Source organism: Pseudomonas sp. B2021 (assembly GCF_018135665.1).
Taxonomy (GTDB): Bacteria; Pseudomonadota; Gammaproteobacteria; order Pseudomonadales; family Pseudomonadaceae; genus Aquipseudomonas; species Aquipseudomonas lactis.
Window position 1 is genome coordinate 3039282 of the sequence record NZ_SMOF01000001.1, and the last position, 16844, is coordinate 3056125.

Below are 16844 nucleotides of genomic sequence, written 5' to 3' on the forward strand. Positions count from 1 at the left end.
GTCAATGGCAGGCTCAAGAGGCCTTGTTATTGGACTTTTTCGCGGTGCTCTTTTTCGCCGCAGGTTTACCCGCCAGGCTGCGTTTGAGCAGTTCGGTCAGGTCGATGACATCCGCAGATTTGCGCTCTTCGCCGCCTTCGGCGGTTTCCACGTCTTCGATCTTGCCGGCCTTGGCCTTTTTCGCTACCAGCGCCCGGATCTTGTCCTGGAAGCTGTCACGGTATTCATCGGGCTGCCAGTCGGCGCTCATGTCTTCCACCAGGCGCTTGGCCATGTCCAATTCACCTTTGGCCAGGGTCGGTTTTGTCACATCGCTGCCCAGTTCCAATTCGTCCAGGCTGCGCACTTCGGCGGGCCAGCGCAGCATGACCAGCACCAGGGCCGACTCCAGTGGCATCAACGCAGCCAGGTGTTGCTTGGTGTGCAGCACCACGTTGGCCAGCGCGACCTTGCCGGTTTTTTTCAGCGCTTCGCGCAGCAGTGCATAGACCTTGCCGCCGCGTTTATCCGGGGCGAGGAAGTAGGGCGTGTCGATGTTTTGCAGGGGGATCTGGTCGCTGGCGACGAAGGCGATGATTTCGATGGTCTGGGTGGACTTGGGGTGGGCCGAGCGAATCTCGTCTTCGCTGAGCACCACATAGCGCCCTTTTTCAAAGGCCACGCCCTTGACGATATTTTCCTTGGTGACTTCCTTGCCGGTGGTTTTGTTGATGCGCTTGTAGCCCACCGGGTCCATGCTGCGCTTGTCCAGCCAGTCAAAGTCGACGCCTTGTGAAGAGGTCGCCGAGACCAGCGATACCGGGATGTGAACCAAGCCAAAACTGATGGCGCCTTTCCAGATTGCCCGTGGCATAGGTGTGATTCCTCAACGAAGAGCCTGTGTGCTGGTGACTCGCAGCGCAGGGCAAAAGTTTCGGCGGATAGATGCTCGGACAGATCGTGTTACACCTGATGAGAAACTATTTAGTGTCACCACCCGAACCCACGGCGTAGCGTGTTATCGAAAGCACGTAGTACCTGGCATAGAGAGGTTTGGCCATGAACCCTTGTGTACGTCATCTTGCAGCATTGGCGCTGGGCCTGGCCGTTGGGCCATGGGCTCAGGCGCAAAACCTGCCGGGCCGCAGCAGCGACCACGGCCCGATTCACCGGGCCAACCCCAACAGCATGCAGGGCACCCAGCCCAATGCACCTGCGGTTCCCAGCATTCAGCCTGTCCCGGCCAACCCGCGGCCGACCCTGGAAAACGGCGGCATCGGCAACCGCTACCCCAAGCAGGAGGCGGCCCCCAGCCGCCCGGCCACCGCACCCAAAGTGCCCACCTATGATGCCAACGGCAATCGCCGCTGAGGATTTCGCCTTATGTTTGTACGTAAAACCCTGATGGCCGCCCTGTGCGCCACCGCGTTACTGCCGTTGAGCGCGGTGTATGCCGCCGATAGCCAACAGTTCCCCAGCGAGCAAGGTAGCATCACCGCAACACCGATCGCCAAGGGTCTGGACCATCCGTGGGCGCTGGCGTTTTTGCCCGACCAGCAAGGTTTTCTGGTGACCGAACGGCCTGGAAACCTGCGGTTTGTCAGCCCGGACGGCAAGCTCTCTGCGCCCTTGAAGGGCGTGCCGCAGGTGTGGGCCAAAGGGCAGGGCGGGTTGCTGGATGTGGTGCTGTCGCCAGACTTCAAGCAGGACCGCCTGGTGTACCTGTCGTACGCCGAAGGCGGTGGTGAGGGCGGTAAGGCCGGCACTGCCGTAGGGCGTGGGCGCCTGGCGGCTGACTTGAGCGGCTTGGAGGACTTCAAGGTGATTCTGCGCCAGGAGCCCAAGCTATCTACGGGCAATCACTTCGGTTCGCGCCTGGCCTTTGACCGTGACGGCTACCTGTTCGTGACCCTGGGTGAGAACAACGACCGCCCCACGGCCCAGGACTTGGACAAGCTGCAAGGTAAAGTGGTGCGCATCTACCCGGATGGGCGCGTGCCGGATGACAACCCCTTTGTCGGTCAGCCCGGCGTGCGTCCGGAGATCTGGTCCTATGGGCAGCGCAACCCGCAAGGGCTGGCCTTGAACCCCTGGAGCGGCACGATCTGGGAAAATGAACATGGGCCCCGTGGCGGTGATGAAGTCAATATCATCGAGCGCGGCAAGAACTACGGCTGGCCGTTGGCGACCCATGGCATCAACTATTCCCTGCTGCCGATTCCCGAAGCCAAGGGCAAAACGGCCGAGGGCACAGTGGCACCCCATCATGTGTGGGAGAAGTCGCCGGGCATCAGTGGCATGGCGTTCTATGACGGCGACCGGTTCAAGGCCTGGCAGCACAACCTGTTTATCGGTGCGCTGGTCAGCCAGGAGCTGATTCGCTTGCAGTTCGAGGGTGACAAGGTGGTTCACGAGGAACGCTTGTTGGGCGAATTGAAAGCGCGGATCCGCGATGTGCGGCAGGGGCCGGATGGCTTTCTGTATGTGCTGACGGATGAGGATGACGGTGTGTTGTATCGGGTGGGGCTGAATCAGGACTAAACGTGTGGGAGGGCGCTGTTAGCAGAGGTTGATCCAATTGATGCCCCGCGATCCAAGTGTGGGAGCTGGCTTGCCTGCGAAGGCGGTGTGTCAGGCGCTGAATCTGTTACTGCACCACCGCTTTCGCAGGCAAGCCAGCTCCCACATTGGATCTCACGCTGCCTACAGAATCGGGGTTATAGCCCCAGCTCTGACAGGCCGGGATGATCATCCGGGCGCCGGCCCAGCGGCCAATGGAATTTGCGCTCGCTTTCCTTGATCGGCATATCGTTGATGCAGGCAAAGCGGTTGGCCATCAAGCCGTTCTCATCGAATTCCCAGTTCTCATTGCCGTACGAGCGGAACCAGTTACCCGAATCATCGTGCCATTCATAGGCGTAGCGCACGGCGATGCGGTTATCGGTGAAGGCCCACAGTTCCTTGATCAGTCGATAATCCAGCTCCTTGGCCCATTTGCGGGTCAGGAACTGCTTGGCTTCTTCGCGGTTATGGGCAAATTCGGCGCGGTTACGCCAGTTCGTATCCAGCGTATAGGCCAGGGACACGCGCTGCGGGTCGCGGGAGTTCCAGCCGTCTTCGGCCAGACGGACTTTTTCGATGGCAGACGTGCGGGTAAACGGCGGCAGGGGCGGGCGGACTTCTTCTTGGGCTGACATGGGCGTCTCCTCAAAGCAATAAAGGTTGGGTCGAAAGTTGCCTGGGCTGTGGGTTCACAGTTGCAGTAAGGTTCGCGCCATGCATTGCGCATTATCGGCAGCTGTTGAATCACCCATGACCAGGGCAACGGTAATGGCGCCATCGATCAGGATCAGCAGTTGCGCGGCCTGCTGCTCCGGGTCGGGGGTGCCATGTGCTTGGCACAGTTCAAGTGCGTACTCGAACAGTTTGCGTTTATGGGCCTTGGCCAACAGGCGCACGGGGTCTTGGGCGTCACCGGTTTCACCGCTGGTGTTGATAAAGGCGCAGCCGCGAAAGTCTGCCGAGCCGAACCAGCCTTTGAGCGCGCTGAAAAGCCCCAGCAGGCGCTCGCCGCTGTCGTCGCGGCGTTCCACTTCGCTGCGCAGCCACTGCATCCAGCGTTCGTCGCGGCGTTGCAGGGCGGCCACCACCAACTCATCCTTGTTGGCGAAGTAGCGGTAGATACTTTTTCTCGACACACCGGCGGTTTTCACCAGTAAGTCCATGCCGGTGGCAGCGATGCCGTGGCGATAGATCAACTTCTCGGTGACGTCGAGGATAATGTCGCGGGTTTCATTCTGGGTTATATCGTTCATGTCGAGTACAGTAGAACGATCGTTCTTCATGGTCAACAGCGTTTTTTAAATTACCCACCGCGAGACCTGAGCAGCCTCATGGTGTAAGCTTTGGGCCTCTTCGGATTCGACCCATTGCGAGCCCTATGCCGTCGTTCTTCAAACGCTCCCTGTTGCCCAAGCTGCGCGGTTTTCCGTTGTCCAACGAGGCCATTGAGGTGCTGCCCAGCGCCGACGCCTATCGTCGCTGCCTGCTGGAGAAAATCGCCCAGGCCACGCGGCGTATCTACATCGTTGCGTTGTACTTGCAGCAGGACGAGGCGGGGCAGGAAATCTACGACGCACTACACGCCGCCAAGGCCGCACGGCCTGAACTGGAGATCGTGGTGATGGTGGATTGGCTGCGCGCCCAGCGCGGGTTGATCGGCGCGGGCAAGCAACCGGGCAACAGCGCCTGGTACCAGGCGATGACCCAGCGCCACGCTACCGAAGTGCCGGTGTACGGCGTGCCGGTGCAAACCCGCGAGCTGTTCGGCGTGTTGCATCTCAAGGGTTTCGTGATCGATGACAGCGTGCTGTACAGCGGCGCCAGCCTGAACAACGTGTACCTGCACAAGTTCGACAAATACCGCTTCGACCGCTACCACCTGATCCATAGCCAACCCTTGGCCGATTCGATGCAGCACCTGGTGGAACACGGCCTGGTGGCATCCAAGGCAGTGCATCGCCTGGACCTGCCAAACCCGCCCACCACCCGCAGCCTGCGCAACGATATCGGCGACCTGCGCAGCCGTCTCAAGCATGCGACCTACGACACCACAGCCGGGCAGTTGCCCAATGGCCATCTGTCGGTCAGCCCCTTGCTGGGCGTCGGCAAGAACAACCCGTTGAGCCGGGTGATCCTCGAACTGATCGCCAGCGCCCAGCAGCAACTGACCATCTGCACGCCGTATTTCAACCTGCCATTGCCGGTGACCCGTGAGATCAACCGCGCCCTGGCACGCGGCGTGAAGATCGACATCGTGGTGGGCGACAAGACTGCCAACGACTTCTACATTCCGCCCACCGAGCCTTTCAAGGTGATTGCGGCGTTGCCGTACTTGTACGAGATCAGCCTGCGGCGCTTTGCCAAGCGGCATCAGCCGATGATCAACAGCGGCCAGTTGAACCTGCACTTATGGCGCGACGGCGATAATACTTATCACCTCAAGGGCATGTGGGTGGATGAGCGCTACACCTTGCTCACCGGCAACAACCTCAACCCTCGGGCGTTTCGCCTCGACCTGGAAAACGGCTTGCTGATCGACGACCCTCAAGGCCAATGGCTGGAGCCGCGAAGCGCCGAGCTTGCGAATATTTTCCAGCACACCACGCGTATCCAGGGTTACCAGCAATTGCAGACACTGGTGGATTACCCGCCCGCTGTCGGCAAATTCCTGCGGCGTGTCAGCCGGGTGCGGATCGAGCGCTTGCTGTACCGCATTCTCTAGCCGAGCAACTTATCGGCAAAAAAACACCCGGGCCCTTGGACAGGGACTGGGTGTTTTTTTGTGCGCGGCCGTTAGTTCAAACCCAGCTTGCCGCGCAGGGTCGAGAGGTCTTCGGCCAGGGTGTTAACCGGGCCGACCAGGGCCTTGCGGTCGTTGTCCTTGACCTTGTCATAGGTCTCGAAGCCGCCATCCTTGGTTTTGTACTTGGCCAGGATCTTGTCGACGCTGGCAAAGTTTTTGTCGACCTTGGCCAGGAAGGCCTGGTCTTGCTGCCCGATCTGGCCACGAAACAGCTCGACGATTTTTTTCGCGCCGTCGATGTTGCCCTGGAAGTCGTACAGGTCGGTATGGCTGTAACGGTCTTCTTCACCGGAGATCTTGGTGGCCGCGACTTCTTCAAGCAACGCAGCAGCACCACCGACGACTTTCTCCGGCGGGAAAGTCAGGCCATCGACGCGGGTCTTGAGGTCATTCACATCGGCGTTGAGCTTGGCGGTCAGCGCTTGCAGGCCCTGGGTCGAGTTCTGCGAGAACAGCGCGTATTCAATGCGGTGAAAGCCGGTGAAGTCTTCGGCCGTCACGCCTTTTTCATGATCGTCCACACGCGAATCGATGGACGCGTCGAGGTCGCTGAACAGCTCGGCGATCGGCTCAATGGACTCATAATGTACGCGAGTCGGCGCATAGAGCTTCTTGGCCGTGGCCAGGTCGCCCTTATTGATGGCGTCGGTGAACGCCTGGGTCTGGGTGACCAGTTCGCCGATTTCTTCGGTGACGTAGATCTTGTAATCCGACACCGGGCCCACCAGGTCCAACGGCGCAGTAGCGGCGAAGCTTGCCAGTGGCGAAAGGCTGAGTAACAACAACGCGATAGACGACTTCTTCATGGGAGACATTCCGCTCTGGTGTGTTTTAGGTCTTGGCAGGATTTTGAGAGTGCGTTGCCGCGAGCAGCGTGCGCCCGATGAAATCCTTAGGGCCGGTGACCCCGGGCAACGTGAAGAAATACCCGCCACCCACGGGCTTGAGGTACTCCTCCAGCGGCTCGCCGTTGAGTCGGGTTTGCACGCTGATAAAGCCTTTCTCCAGGTCAGCCTGGTAGCAGATGAACAACAAGCCCATGTCCAGTTGACCGTTTTTGTTGACGCCGTTGGAGTAGTTGAACGGCCGCCGCAGGATCAGGTTGGCCTGGGTCTGCGGGGTGCGCGGGTTGGCCAGGCGGATGTGGGCATCGAGCTTGGTCAACTTGCCTTCAGGGTCCTTGCTGTAGTCCGGGACCTGGGTTTCATGCTGGCCGTCCATGGGCGCGCCCGTGGGTTTGATACGGCCGATGATGCTTTCCTGTTCTTGCAGCGGGGTGCGATCCCAGCGCTCGACAAAGTTACGGATGATGCGCACGGCCTGGTAACTGCCATGGGCGGCCCAGGCCGGTTCGTCGCTGGTGGGCTGTACCCAGACGATTTGGTCCATGGCCTTGTCATCGTTGGAATTGGGGTTGGCCGAGCCATCGCGAAAGCCCAGGAAGTTGCGCGCACTCTGCGCCGGTTCGCCGGGCTTGGACGGTGCCTGGGGCGGCACGCTGCCTTCTTGCTTCCAGCGCACCAGCAGCAGGTCGGGCAGGTTTTTGACGATGTCACGCAGGGCGTGGATATTGGTGTCTGGCGTGTTGGAGCTGAACTGCAGGCTCAGGTCGCCATGGCACTGCGCGGGCTCCAGCGCATCGTTGGGAAAACCGACCATGCGACTCAGGCGCTTGGGTTTGGCCGCCGCTAGGCCAAAGCGCTCATCGAACAACGATTCGCCGACCGACACGGTGATGGTCAGGTTATCCGGCGTGACCACCGGGCCAAGGATGCCGGAATCGGTAGGCGGCAATTTCGGGTCGACCTGGGGCACGGTGCCGCCGGTCATCAGGAACGCGATGCGCTCGTTGAGGGTGCGGAACAGGCGTTCCAGGTCTTCGCGGTCGCTGGCCAGTACATCGAACGCCACGACCATGCCGCAGGCCGGGCGCGGGGTGACGATGCCGCTTTGGTGCTTGCCGAAAAACGCTTGGTGGTCCTGGGTCTTGTCGCTACGCGGGGCCGTGGTGACTTGCTCGGCCACTGCTGCCATCGCCGGGCAGGACAGGCTGCTGCCGGCAATCGCCGCGCCGGTGGCCGCCATGCCCAACAGGACGCGGCGACGTTGGAGGTCAAACTGTTCTTTATCACTCATGTATGCGGTCGTCTTCACTGCAGGCCGGAAAGGCCAAGGGCGGGGTCGATTCCATCGAGTGCAACGGCCAGTGCCTTGGCCTTATCGGCGATCTGCTTGCGCTGATCGGCTGTAACCTTGTCGTAGGTTGGGTAGCGGTCATTCACCTTGAGCCCCTCGAGTTCGGTGTCGAAGGCGTTGAGCGCGCTGTCGATAGTGGGCAACAGGTCGGCGGCGGACTTGCCCAGCAACGGGCGCATCAGGTCGACCACTTTGTGCGCGACCTGCAGATTGGCGGCAAAGCCGTTCAAGTCGATGTGGCTGTAGCGTTCTTCTTCACCGCTCGCCGCACGCACGTCCGCCAGGCTATTGAGGTTGCGCACCACAATGCTCACCAGTTGCTCCGGTGGCAGGGACTGGGCCAGTAACTGTTGCTTGAGCGTGGTGACGTCGGTAACCAGGCGCTGGGCGACCGGCGCCAGGCCATCGAGGCTGTGCTGCTGGAACAGGCTGTATTCGAGGCGGTGGAAGCCGCTGAAGGCGGGGTCCTGCTCGCGCTTTTCAAAGTAGTCGGCGCGGGCGTTGATCGCGTTATCCAATTCGGCCAGGCGTTGAGAGGCAGGCGCCAGGCGCTGATACGCCTCACGGGCCGGCACATACATGGCCTGCGCCTGGGCCAGATCACCGGCGGCGATGGCCTGTTGCAGCGCCGTTACGGCCTTGACCAGGGCACTGCCTTGGCCGCTCAGGTATACGCGAAACTCAGACAACGGGCCGATAAAGGCCACCATCGACGGCTTGGCCTTAGCCTGGGCGTCGGACTCTGCCGTGGGCGTGACATGCAAGGTGCCACGCGGGTTGCTCAACAGGCCACAGGTAATGGCGTAGTCGCCGGGCAACAGGTTGGCGTTGATCACCTGGCTCAGGCCTGGGGCAATATTTTCCCGTTCCTCGACCACCAGCACGCCGTCGAGGATTTCCCACTCCACCGCACGGTCGGAGCGGTTGATGATACGAAAGCTTGCGCGCCCGGCCGGCACGGTGAGGGCGTTGGGCTCGCAGGCGTGACTGTGAATCGTGACCGCGATTTCATTGTGGTTGGTCTGGCGCTTGGTCGCGGCCAATTGCGAGGCGTAGTAGAACAGGCCACCGGCGGCGATCATCACCACCACCGAGCCAGCCACGCCCCAGCGCAAGGCGCGGGACGGCGGGGCCGATTGAGGGGTTGGGTTGGACAAGAGACGGTCCTTACTGGCTGGAAACGGAAGAGGTGTTGGCAGCGGGCTGGCTAGGGGCCGAGGGCAGGAAGAACATCACCAGGGCCACCACCAGGTAAATCACATAGGCGCCCAGGGTGCTGACAGTCGGCGCCTCCTGGTAACCGAACATGCCGGCCAGTACCGAGCCGAGCGGGCTGTCCATGGGTAATGCAGCGCTGAAATCGAACAGCACGGTCTGCCAGTGGTTCCACACACCGGCTTCGTGCAAGGCTTGCACCGAGTTGGCGAGAATGCCGGCCGCGACCACCAGGATGAACAGGCCAGTCCAGCGGAAAAACGCGCTAAGGTTCAGGCGCATGCTGCCGGAATAGATCAGGAAACCCACGACAATGGCCAGGACCAGGCCGAGCAGGGCGCCCACCGGAGCGCCCGGGCCTTCGCTTTGCTGAAACACGGCTAACAGAAAGAACACCGTCTCCAGCCCTTCGCGGGCCACGGCAAAAAACACCATGGCGATCAGGGCGAACACCTGATGCCTGGAGCCGGCCAGCGCATGGTCGAGGGATTCATGCAGCGAGTGTTTAATCGAGCGCGCCACTTTGCGCATCCAGAACACCATGGAACTGAGGATGCCCACGGCCACCAACCCGACGACACCTTCAAACAATTCCTGCTGCTTTTGCGGGAATTCCGCACTGACCAATTCCAGGCCGCCGCCCACCAGCAGCGCCAGCGCTGCCGCAAGGAATACGCCGATCCAAACCGCAGGCATCCACTGGCCACGCCCGGTCTGTTGCAGGTAACTGGCGATGATGCCAACGATCAAGGCGGCTTCAATGCCTTCGCGCAGCATGATTAAAAAAGGAACGAGCATCGGGCACCCAGGCGCAACTAGTTAGGGAGCTAATTTGTAACATAATGATACTCATTGCTAAACAAGAAATATTGACCTTTGCTGAACGTGGGCTGAACAGTGGTGGCGAAGCGCAACCGCCCTTATGATGCAGGCCAACCACACCGCAGCCGGACAGCTCAACGCCCCATGTCGGAAAAAGACACCATCTCCATCCACCTCGTGCGCGAAGCGTTGTTGCACAGTTGCGCGCCGGGAGCCGCCACCGTTGAGGCATTGAGCAAAGTCGGGATTGCCCCGGCGTTGCTTGAGCAGCCCGACGCTCGCGTGGCGGCCACCGCCTATGCACGCCTGTGGCGTTTGCTGGCGCGGCGCAGGGACGATGAGTTCTTTGGCATGGACCCGCGCAAGCTCAAGTCCGGCAGCCTGGCGTTCCTGTGTCGCGCCGCCATGGCGCAACCGAGCCTGGCTGCGGGCCTGGAAACTGGCTTGGGGTTTCTCTCGCTGATGCTGGAGCACCTTCCGGCCCAGCTGGTGCGCCAACAGAGCCTGGCGGAGATCGTCCTGCTCGAACCTGAGCATGAACCCAAGCGTGCGTTTACCTACTTCACCTACTGGATGATCGTCCACGGCGTCGCCTGCTGGCTGGCGGGGCGGCGTATTCCGATCCTCGCCATTGAACTGCGCTGCGCTCAGCCGGACTTCTGTGACGATTATCAGGTGATGTTCTCTGACAACCTGCGCTTTGATCGACCACGCACCCGCATGATCTTTTCAGCCGACTGCCTGGACCTGCCGATCAAGCGCAGCCCGCAGGAGCTCCAACGTTTTCTCGCTCATGCACCGGCTAACATCCTGGTGAAATACCGCGACCCGGAAAGCCTCGCCACGCGCATCAAGCACGACCTTCGGCAGATGCCCCCCGACACCTGGCCGGAAACCGAGGGGCTTGCCGCCAGGTTGTGTATTTCTGCGTCCACACTACGCCGCCGCCTGGCGGAAGAAGGGCAGACCTATCAGGGCCTCAAGGACAGCGTGCGCAAAGAACTGGCGATTGTGTGGTTGGCCGAACCCCAGATCAGCTTTGCCGAGATAGCCACGCGGTTGGGGTTTGCCGATGCGAGTTCGTTTTATAAGGCGTTTCGTAAGTGGGTGGGATCGAATCCGGGGCATTATCGGAGTTTGATTTTGAGCGAGACGAGTCGCCTCTAACTTCCACCCTGCGGGATTAGGATGTTTCTCACTTGATCGTTCCCACGCTCTGCGTGGGACGATCGGTGGCAAAAAAAAGCCCCACGACCGAATGGACCGCAGGGCTAAAAATTGGCTGGATGCGACCAACCAAAGGAGCTCTTTACCTCACTGGTTGCTGGCCACCACCGTATCCGGCTGCCAGCCACCACCCAACGCCTTGTAGATCGCCACAATGCCGCGATACAGATCCACTTCGGCCTGGGCCTGGGAATCTTCGGCGGCCAGGCGTTCGCGCTGGGCGTCGAGCAGTACCAGGAAGTCCACGGTGCCTTCGCGGTAGCGGATCGCGGCGAGGTCGGCGGCGGCGCGGCTGGATTCGCTTTGGCGGATCAGCGAGACCAGGCGTTGCTGGCGCTTGCCGTAATCGCTGAAGGCGTTCTCGGACTCTTCCAGGGCCAGCAGCACTTGCTGTTCATAGGTCGCCAGCGCGCCATCGGCTTCGGCATTCGCACCGCGCAAACGCGCACGCACGCTGCCCAGGTCAAACGCGGCCCAGGTGATGCTCGGGCCCAGGGACCAGGCATTCGCCGCGGCCGAGCCGATCTGCGAACCGCGCCCGGCAGTGAAGCCGAGGAAGCCGCTGAGGCTCACCCGTGGGAACAGGTCGGCCTTGGCCACGCCGATACGTGCGGTGGCGGCGGCCAGTTTGCGTTCGGCGCTGAGGATGTCCGGGCGCCGTTGCAGCAGTTGCCCCGGGTCGCCAATCGGCAACGCCTTGGCAATCGCTGGCAGGTCTTTCGGGCTCAGGTCCACGCTCAGCTTGTCGGGGCGCTGGCCGAGGAGGGTGGCGATGCGGTTGCGCTCGCGCACTTGTTCGGCCTGCAGTTGCGGCACGCTGGCTTCAACCGCTGCCAGGCGGGCGTCGGCGCGTTCGACGTCGAGCTGATCACCCACGCCGGCGTCGCGCAGGCTGACGGTGATGGTGCGCGATTCCTGCTGGTTCTTCAGGTTGTCCAGGGCGATGCGTTCACGCAGTTGCGCTCCACGCAGTTGACCGTAAGCATCCACCAGTTCGGCAATCATGGTGACTTGCAGTTGGTACAGGTCGGCTTCGGCGACTTGTTGGTCGGCGTCGCTGGCTTCCAGGTTGCGACGGATACGCCCGAACAAATCCACTTCCCAGGCCATGTCCAGGCCCAGGTCGTAGCGCTCGCTGTTGACACGCTTGGTGGTCTGCCCTGGAATCTGGCCCTTGCCCACATCGCTGCTGGCCCGGGAGGTGACCACCGGCATGATATCGTTGGCCGCATCATCACGGATGGCCCGTGCCGCCCGCAGACGGGCGAAGGCCACGCGCAAATCACGGTTGCCGCTCAGGGACTGGGTCACCAACTGGTTGAGGGTCGGGTCGTCAAACTGCTGCCACCAGATGCCTTCGTATTTGGCGTGGTCGTAGCTTTTGGTGTCGGCGGCGGCCGTGATGTTGGCCGCCTCCAGTTGCTGGGTCTTGTAGTCCGGGCCTACGGCACAGGCGGCGAGCGCCAGTACCAGCAGGCTCGGCAGGAATATTTTCACACTCATTGCTGTGTCTCCAGCTTCAAGGCCTTGGCCGCTTTGCGCGCTTCACTGCGCTCGACATAGCGACGGATCAGTACGTAGAACACTGGCGTCAGCAACAGACCGAAGAAGGTCACACCGATCATCCCGGAGAACACCGCCACGCCCATGGCATGGCGCATCTCGGCACCGGCACCGCTGGAGAGCACCAACGGCACCACACCCATGATGAACGCGAATGAGGTCATCAGGATCGGCCGCAGACGCAGGCGGCAGGCTTCCAGTACCGCAGCGAGCGGGTCGAGGCCTTCCTGCTGTTTATCCTTGGCGAACTCGACGATCAGGATCGCGTTCTTGCACGCCAGGCCCACCAGTACGATCAGGCCGATCTGGGTGAAGATATTGTTGTCGCCGCCCGAGATGATCACCCCGGTAATGGCCGACAGCAGCGTCATCGGTACGATCAGGATCACCGCCAGTGGCAGGCTCCAGCTTTCGTATTGGGCCGCGAGCACCAGGAACGCCAGCAGTACGCAGAGCGGGAACACGAACAGCGCGGTATTGCCTGAGAGGATTTGCTGATAGGTCAGGTCGGTCCACTCGTAGGTCATGCCGTTGGGCAGTTCATCTTTGAGCAGTTTTTCAATCGCGGCCTGGGCCTGGCCGGAGCTGTAGCCCGGCGCGGCGTTGCCGTTGATTTCTGCGGTGATGAAGCCGTTGTAGTGCATCACGCGGTCCGGGCCCGAGGTGTCGCTGACCTTGATAAAGGTCGCCAGGGGGATCATCTCGCCTCTGTTATTGCGCACTTTCAGCTGGCCGATCTGGTCGGAGTCCTGGCGGAACTGTTGCTCAGCCTGCACGTTGACCTGATAGGTGCGCCCGAAGCGGTTGAAGTCGTTGGCATACAACGAGCCCAGGTAGACCTGCAGGGTGTCGAAGATGTCACTGATCGCCACGCCGTGGGTCTTGGCCTTTTCGCGGTCGATAGCCGCGTCCACTTGCGGCACGTTGACCGTGTAGCTGGTGAACAGGCCGAACAGTTCAGGCACGCTGTGGCTCTTGGTAATCACGTTCTGCACTTCTTTATACAGCTCGTCATAGCCGAGGTTGCCACGGTCTTCGATTTGCAGACGGAAGCCCCCGATGGTGCCCAGGCCTTGTACCGGCGGCGGCGGGAAGATCGCCATGTAGGCTTCTTCGATATTGGCGTATTGGCCGTTCAGTGCACCGGCAATCGCACCGGCAGACATGCTTGGGTCTTTACGCTCATCGAAGGGCTTCAAGGTCACGAACACGATGCCGCTGTTCGGGCTGTTTGTGAACCCGTTGATCGACAGGCCGGGGAAGGCAATTGCAGCTTCCACGCCGGGTTGTTTCAGGGCGATCTCCGACATGCGCTTCATCACGTTTTCGGTGCGGTCCAGGCTTGCGGCGTCGGGCAATTGGGCGAAGGCCACCAGGTACTGCTTGTCCTGGGCCGGTACGAAACCGGTCGGCGTGTGGGCAAACCCGAAGAACGTCAGCACCATCAAACCTGCGTAGACGAACAACGCAATACCGCTGCCGCGAATCACTCGGCGCACGGTGCCTACGTAGCCATGGCTGGCCTTTTCGAAAAAGCGGTTGAAGGGACGGAACAGCCAGCCGCCGAAGACCTTGTCGAGGAACTTCGAGAACCGATCCTTCGGCGCGTCGTGACCGCGCAGCAACACAGCGGCCAGTGCAGGAGACAGGGTCAGGGAGTTGAACGCCGAGATCACGGTTGAGATCGCGATGGTCAAGGCGAACTGCTTGTAGAACTGCCCGGTCAAGCCACTGATAAAGGCGGCCGGAATGAACACCGCACACAGCACCAGCGCCGTGGCGATGATGGGGCCGGTCACTTCACTCATGGCTTTTTCGGTCGCCGGGAAGGGCTCCAGACCCAGCTCGATATTACGCTCGACGTTCTCCACCACCACGATGGCGTCGTCCACCACGATACCGATGGCCAGTACCAGGCCAAACAGTGACAGGGCGTTGAGTGAGAACCCGAACAGGTGCATCACCGCAAACGTACCGATCAACGATACCGGCACCGCCACCAAGGGGATGATCGAGGCGCGCCACGTCTGCAGGAACAGGATCACCACCAGCACCACGAGGATCAGTGCTTCAAACAGGGTATGCACCACCGCTTCGATGGAACCGCGTACGAAGATGGTCGGGTCATAGGCAATGCGATAATCCATCCCCGCCGGAAAGCTCTTTTTCAGCTCGGCCATCTTGCTGCGCACATCGTTGGAGATGTCGATGGCATTGGAGCCGGGACGCTGGAAAATCGGAATCGCGACGGCGGGCTGGTTATCGATCAGCGAGCGCAGCGCGTATTGGCTGGAGCCCAGCTCGACCCTGGCGATGTCCTTGAGGCGCGTGATTTCACCGTTGGCACCCGCGCGAATCACGATGTTCTCGAACTCTTCTTCAGTGACCAGGCGGCCCTGGGTATTGACCGACAACTGGAAGCTGGTGTCGCTCGGCGCGGGCTGGGCGCCCAGGGCACCGGCAGCCACCTGGCGGTTCTGCTCGCGGATCGCTGTGACCACATCGGTGGCGGTCAGGTTGCGCGAAGCGGTTTTGTTCGGGTCGAGCCAGACGCGCAGAGAGTAGTCGCCCATGCCGAACAACTGCACGTCACCGACGCCGCCCAGGCGGGCCAGTTCATCCTTAATATTGAGGATCGCGTAGTTGGACAGGTACAGCATGTCGTAACGCTGATCCGGGGAGGTCAAGTGCACCACCATGGTCAGGTCGGGGGAGGCCTTGTCCACGGTAATACCGATGCGCGTCACTTCCTCTGGCAGCTTGGGCTGGGTGCGCGTCACACGGTTTTGCACCTGCACCTGCGCGTTGTCCAGGTCGGTGCCCAGAGCGAAGGTGATGGTCAGGGTCAGCTTGCCGTCGGCGGTGGACTGCGAGGACATGTAGAGCATGTTCTCGACGCCAGTGATGGCTTGCTCCAACGGCGCGGCCACGGTTTCACCGATGACTTTGGGGTTGGCCCCCGGGAAGTTGGCGCGCACCACCACGGTCGGCGGCACCACTTCCGGGTATTCGCTGATCGGCAACTGGAACAGCGAGATCGCACCGGCGATCAGGATCAACAGCGACAGCACCGCTGCGAAGATCGGCCTTGATATGAAGAACTTGGAAAAATTCATCTTGAGTATCCCTTAACCGCGTGGAGTCGCGACGCTTGCGAGCTTGGGCGCGGGTTTTTCCGGCGCCATTTGCTCCAGGTTGCTGGCTTCAAGCGCTTGTCGTTGTTGGGCCAAGGCGGCGAGGGTTTCCTTGCTGGCCATCGGGATGGTTTCCGGCGCGACCGGCGAGCCTGGGCGCACACGTTGCAGGCCCTTGACGATCACGGTGTCGTCCTTGGTCAGCCCACTGCGCACGATGCGTAAACCTTCGATTTTCGGCCCCAGTTCCACCGCGCGATAAGCCGGCTTGTCGCCGTCCATCACCAGTACGAATTTCTTGCCCAGGTCGGTGCCGACCGCTTCGTCATTGATCAACACGGCCGAATAGGTGCCGCTGCCGACCAGCTTCAAGCGCGCATACAGGCCAGGGGTGTATTCGCCCTTGCTGTTGTCGAACACCGCACGGCCACGGATGGTGCCAGTGGCCGGGTTGACCTGGTTGTCGACGAAGTTCATCTGGCCCAGGTGCGGGTTGCCGGTTTCGTTGGACAGCCCCAGGTACACAGGGGTGGTTGCGCCACGCCGGCCTTCGCGGGCCAGTTCGGTGTACTTGAGGAACACGCGCTCATCGGCGTCGAAGTAGGCGTAGACCTTATCGGTGGAGACCACGCTGGTGAGTGCAGTGGTATCGGCGGTCACCAGGTTGCCGGCGGTGATTTCGGCACGGCTGACGCGGCCACTGATGGGCGAGGTCACGCGGGTGAAGCTCAGGTTCAGCTTGGCCAGGTCCAACTGCGCCTGGATCCCGGCCATGGCCGCGCGGGCTTCCTGGGCGGCGGTGGTGCGCGAGTCAGCCAGTTCGGCGGAGATCGCATTGCTCTGGCGCAGGCGCTCGCCACGTTGCGCTTCGTTTTCACTGCGGGTGGCGGCGGCTTTCGTTTGTGCAAGCTGGGCTTCGAGGCGGCGCACTTCGGCCTGGAACGGGCGAGGGTCGATCTGGAACAGCAGGTCGCCTTTCTTTACCAGCGCGCCTTCGGTGAACGCCACCTGGTCAATCTGGCCGGACACTCGCGGACGAATCTGCACGGTTTCCGGCGCTTCAAGGCGCCCGGTGAACTCGTCCCATTCGTTGACCGGTTGTTCTAACACCTTGGCCACGCTGACCTTGGCAGGAGGCATGGCGGCCGCTTGTTCCGGGGACTTGCCGCACGCGCTCATCACCACCACGGCCAAGATCGCCAAGGGGAAGCGCAAATGTTTAAGTGACTGTTCCATGAGGTGCATCCGCCAATGTATTTGAGATGGGCGGATCATGCGCGGGGAGGTGCTAGGTCACGAATCGAATGAAGCAAAGGTAACTATCATTCGGAATGATATAAGCG

Annotated in this window: 14 protein-coding genes; 4 read left to right on the top strand and 10 right to left on the bottom strand. The window is 61.3% G+C overall.

Annotated elements, in window-relative coordinates; all coding sequences use genetic code 11:
- Window positions 1-13: 13 nt before the first annotated feature.
- Window positions 14-853 (bottom strand): Ku protein, encoded by an 840-nt coding sequence (locus tag E1K68_RS13400; RefSeq protein WP_003191069.1) that lies wholly within the window; start codon window positions 851-853, stop codon window positions 14-16.
- 185 nt (window positions 854-1038) lie between these two features.
- Here E1K68_RS13400 and E1K68_RS13405 point away from each other — a divergent pair, with 185 nt between their 5' ends.
- Window positions 1039-1350: a hypothetical protein gene (locus E1K68_RS13405; RefSeq protein WP_003191071.1), complete on the top strand. Its 312-nt coding sequence runs from the start codon at window positions 1039-1041 to the stop codon at window positions 1348-1350.
- 12 nt (window positions 1351-1362) lie between these two features.
- Entirely contained in the window at window positions 1363-2520 is a 1158-nt protein-coding gene (locus E1K68_RS13410; protein WP_034135553.1) for a PQQ-dependent sugar dehydrogenase, read from the top strand.
- A gap of 176 nt (window positions 2521-2696) precedes the next feature.
- Here E1K68_RS13410 and E1K68_RS13415 read toward each other — a convergent pair whose 3' ends face one another.
- Window positions 2697-3176: a nuclear transport factor 2 family protein gene (locus tag E1K68_RS13415; RefSeq protein ID WP_003191073.1), complete on the bottom strand. Its 480-nt coding sequence runs from the start codon at window positions 3174-3176 to the stop codon at window positions 2697-2699.
- A gap of 54 nt (window positions 3177-3230) precedes the next feature.
- A complete protein-coding gene (locus E1K68_RS13420; protein ID WP_003191075.1) occupies window positions 3231-3794 on the bottom strand; it encodes a TetR/AcrR family transcriptional regulator in 564 nt (187 codons plus the stop codon).
- A gap of 125 nt (window positions 3795-3919) precedes the next feature.
- On the opposite strand from E1K68_RS13420, the gene pssA reads away from it, so the two are divergent.
- Window positions 3920-5263 carry a CDP-diacylglycerol--serine O-phosphatidyltransferase gene (pssA, locus tag E1K68_RS13425; protein ID WP_003191076.1) on the top strand — a complete coding sequence of 448 codons (1344 nt, stop codon included), beginning with the start codon at window positions 3920-3922 and terminating at the stop codon, window positions 5261-5263.
- 71 nt (window positions 5264-5334) lie between these two features.
- On the opposite strand, the gene efeO (E1K68_RS13430) is transcribed toward pssA, so the two are convergent.
- The 4 genes from efeO (E1K68_RS13430) to efeU are packed head-to-tail and all read right to left on the bottom strand — an operon-like array spanning window position 5335 to window position 9553.
- Window positions 5335-6150, bottom strand: coding sequence for an iron uptake system protein EfeO (gene efeO, locus E1K68_RS13430; RefSeq protein ID WP_212614210.1), 816 nt, complete (start codon window positions 6148-6150; stop codon window positions 5335-5337).
- A 25-nt stretch (window positions 6151-6175) separates the two neighbouring features.
- Window positions 6176-7480, bottom strand: coding sequence for an iron uptake transporter deferrochelatase/peroxidase subunit (efeB, locus tag E1K68_RS13435; RefSeq protein ID WP_120248198.1), 1305 nt, complete (start codon window positions 7478-7480; stop codon window positions 6176-6178).
- Between the two features lie 14 nt (window positions 7481-7494).
- A complete protein-coding gene (efeO, locus tag E1K68_RS13440; protein ID WP_003191079.1) occupies window positions 7495-8697 on the bottom strand; it encodes an iron uptake system protein EfeO in 1203 nt (400 codons plus the stop codon).
- Between the two features lie 10 nt (window positions 8698-8707).
- Window positions 8708-9553: an iron uptake transporter permease EfeU gene (gene efeU / locus E1K68_RS13445; protein WP_212614211.1), complete on the bottom strand. Its 846-nt coding sequence runs from the start codon at window positions 9551-9553 to the stop codon at window positions 8708-8710.
- A gap of 168 nt (window positions 9554-9721) precedes the next feature.
- Here efeU and E1K68_RS13450 point away from each other — a divergent pair, with 168 nt between their 5' ends.
- Window positions 9722-10744, top strand: coding sequence for an AraC family transcriptional regulator (locus tag E1K68_RS13450; protein ID WP_169911997.1), 1023 nt, complete (start codon window positions 9722-9724; stop codon window positions 10742-10744).
- Between the two features lie 147 nt (window positions 10745-10891).
- Here the strand turns inward: E1K68_RS13450 and E1K68_RS13455 are convergent, their stop codons facing one another.
- From E1K68_RS13455 to mexE, 3 genes are read right to left on the bottom strand one after another with little or no spacing between them, the layout of a single operon-like run.
- Complete coding sequence (locus tag E1K68_RS13455; protein ID WP_212614212.1) at window positions 10892-12307, bottom strand: TolC family protein; 1416 nt, start codon at window positions 12305-12307, stop codon at window positions 10892-10894.
- The gene (locus E1K68_RS13460) at window positions 12304-15483 is read right to left on the bottom strand and encodes an efflux RND transporter permease subunit (protein WP_212614213.1); all 3180 of its coding nucleotides are present in this window, start codon (window positions 15481-15483) and stop codon (window positions 12304-12306) included. Before E1K68_RS13460 ends, E1K68_RS13455 begins: the two co-directional genes overlap by 4 nt.
- Window positions 15484-15495: 12 nt before the next feature.
- Window positions 15496-16737, bottom strand: coding sequence for a multidrug efflux RND transporter periplasmic adaptor subunit MexE (mexE, locus tag E1K68_RS13465; protein WP_003191088.1), 1242 nt, complete (start codon window positions 16735-16737; stop codon window positions 15496-15498).
- Window positions 16738-16844: the final 107 nt, after the last annotated feature.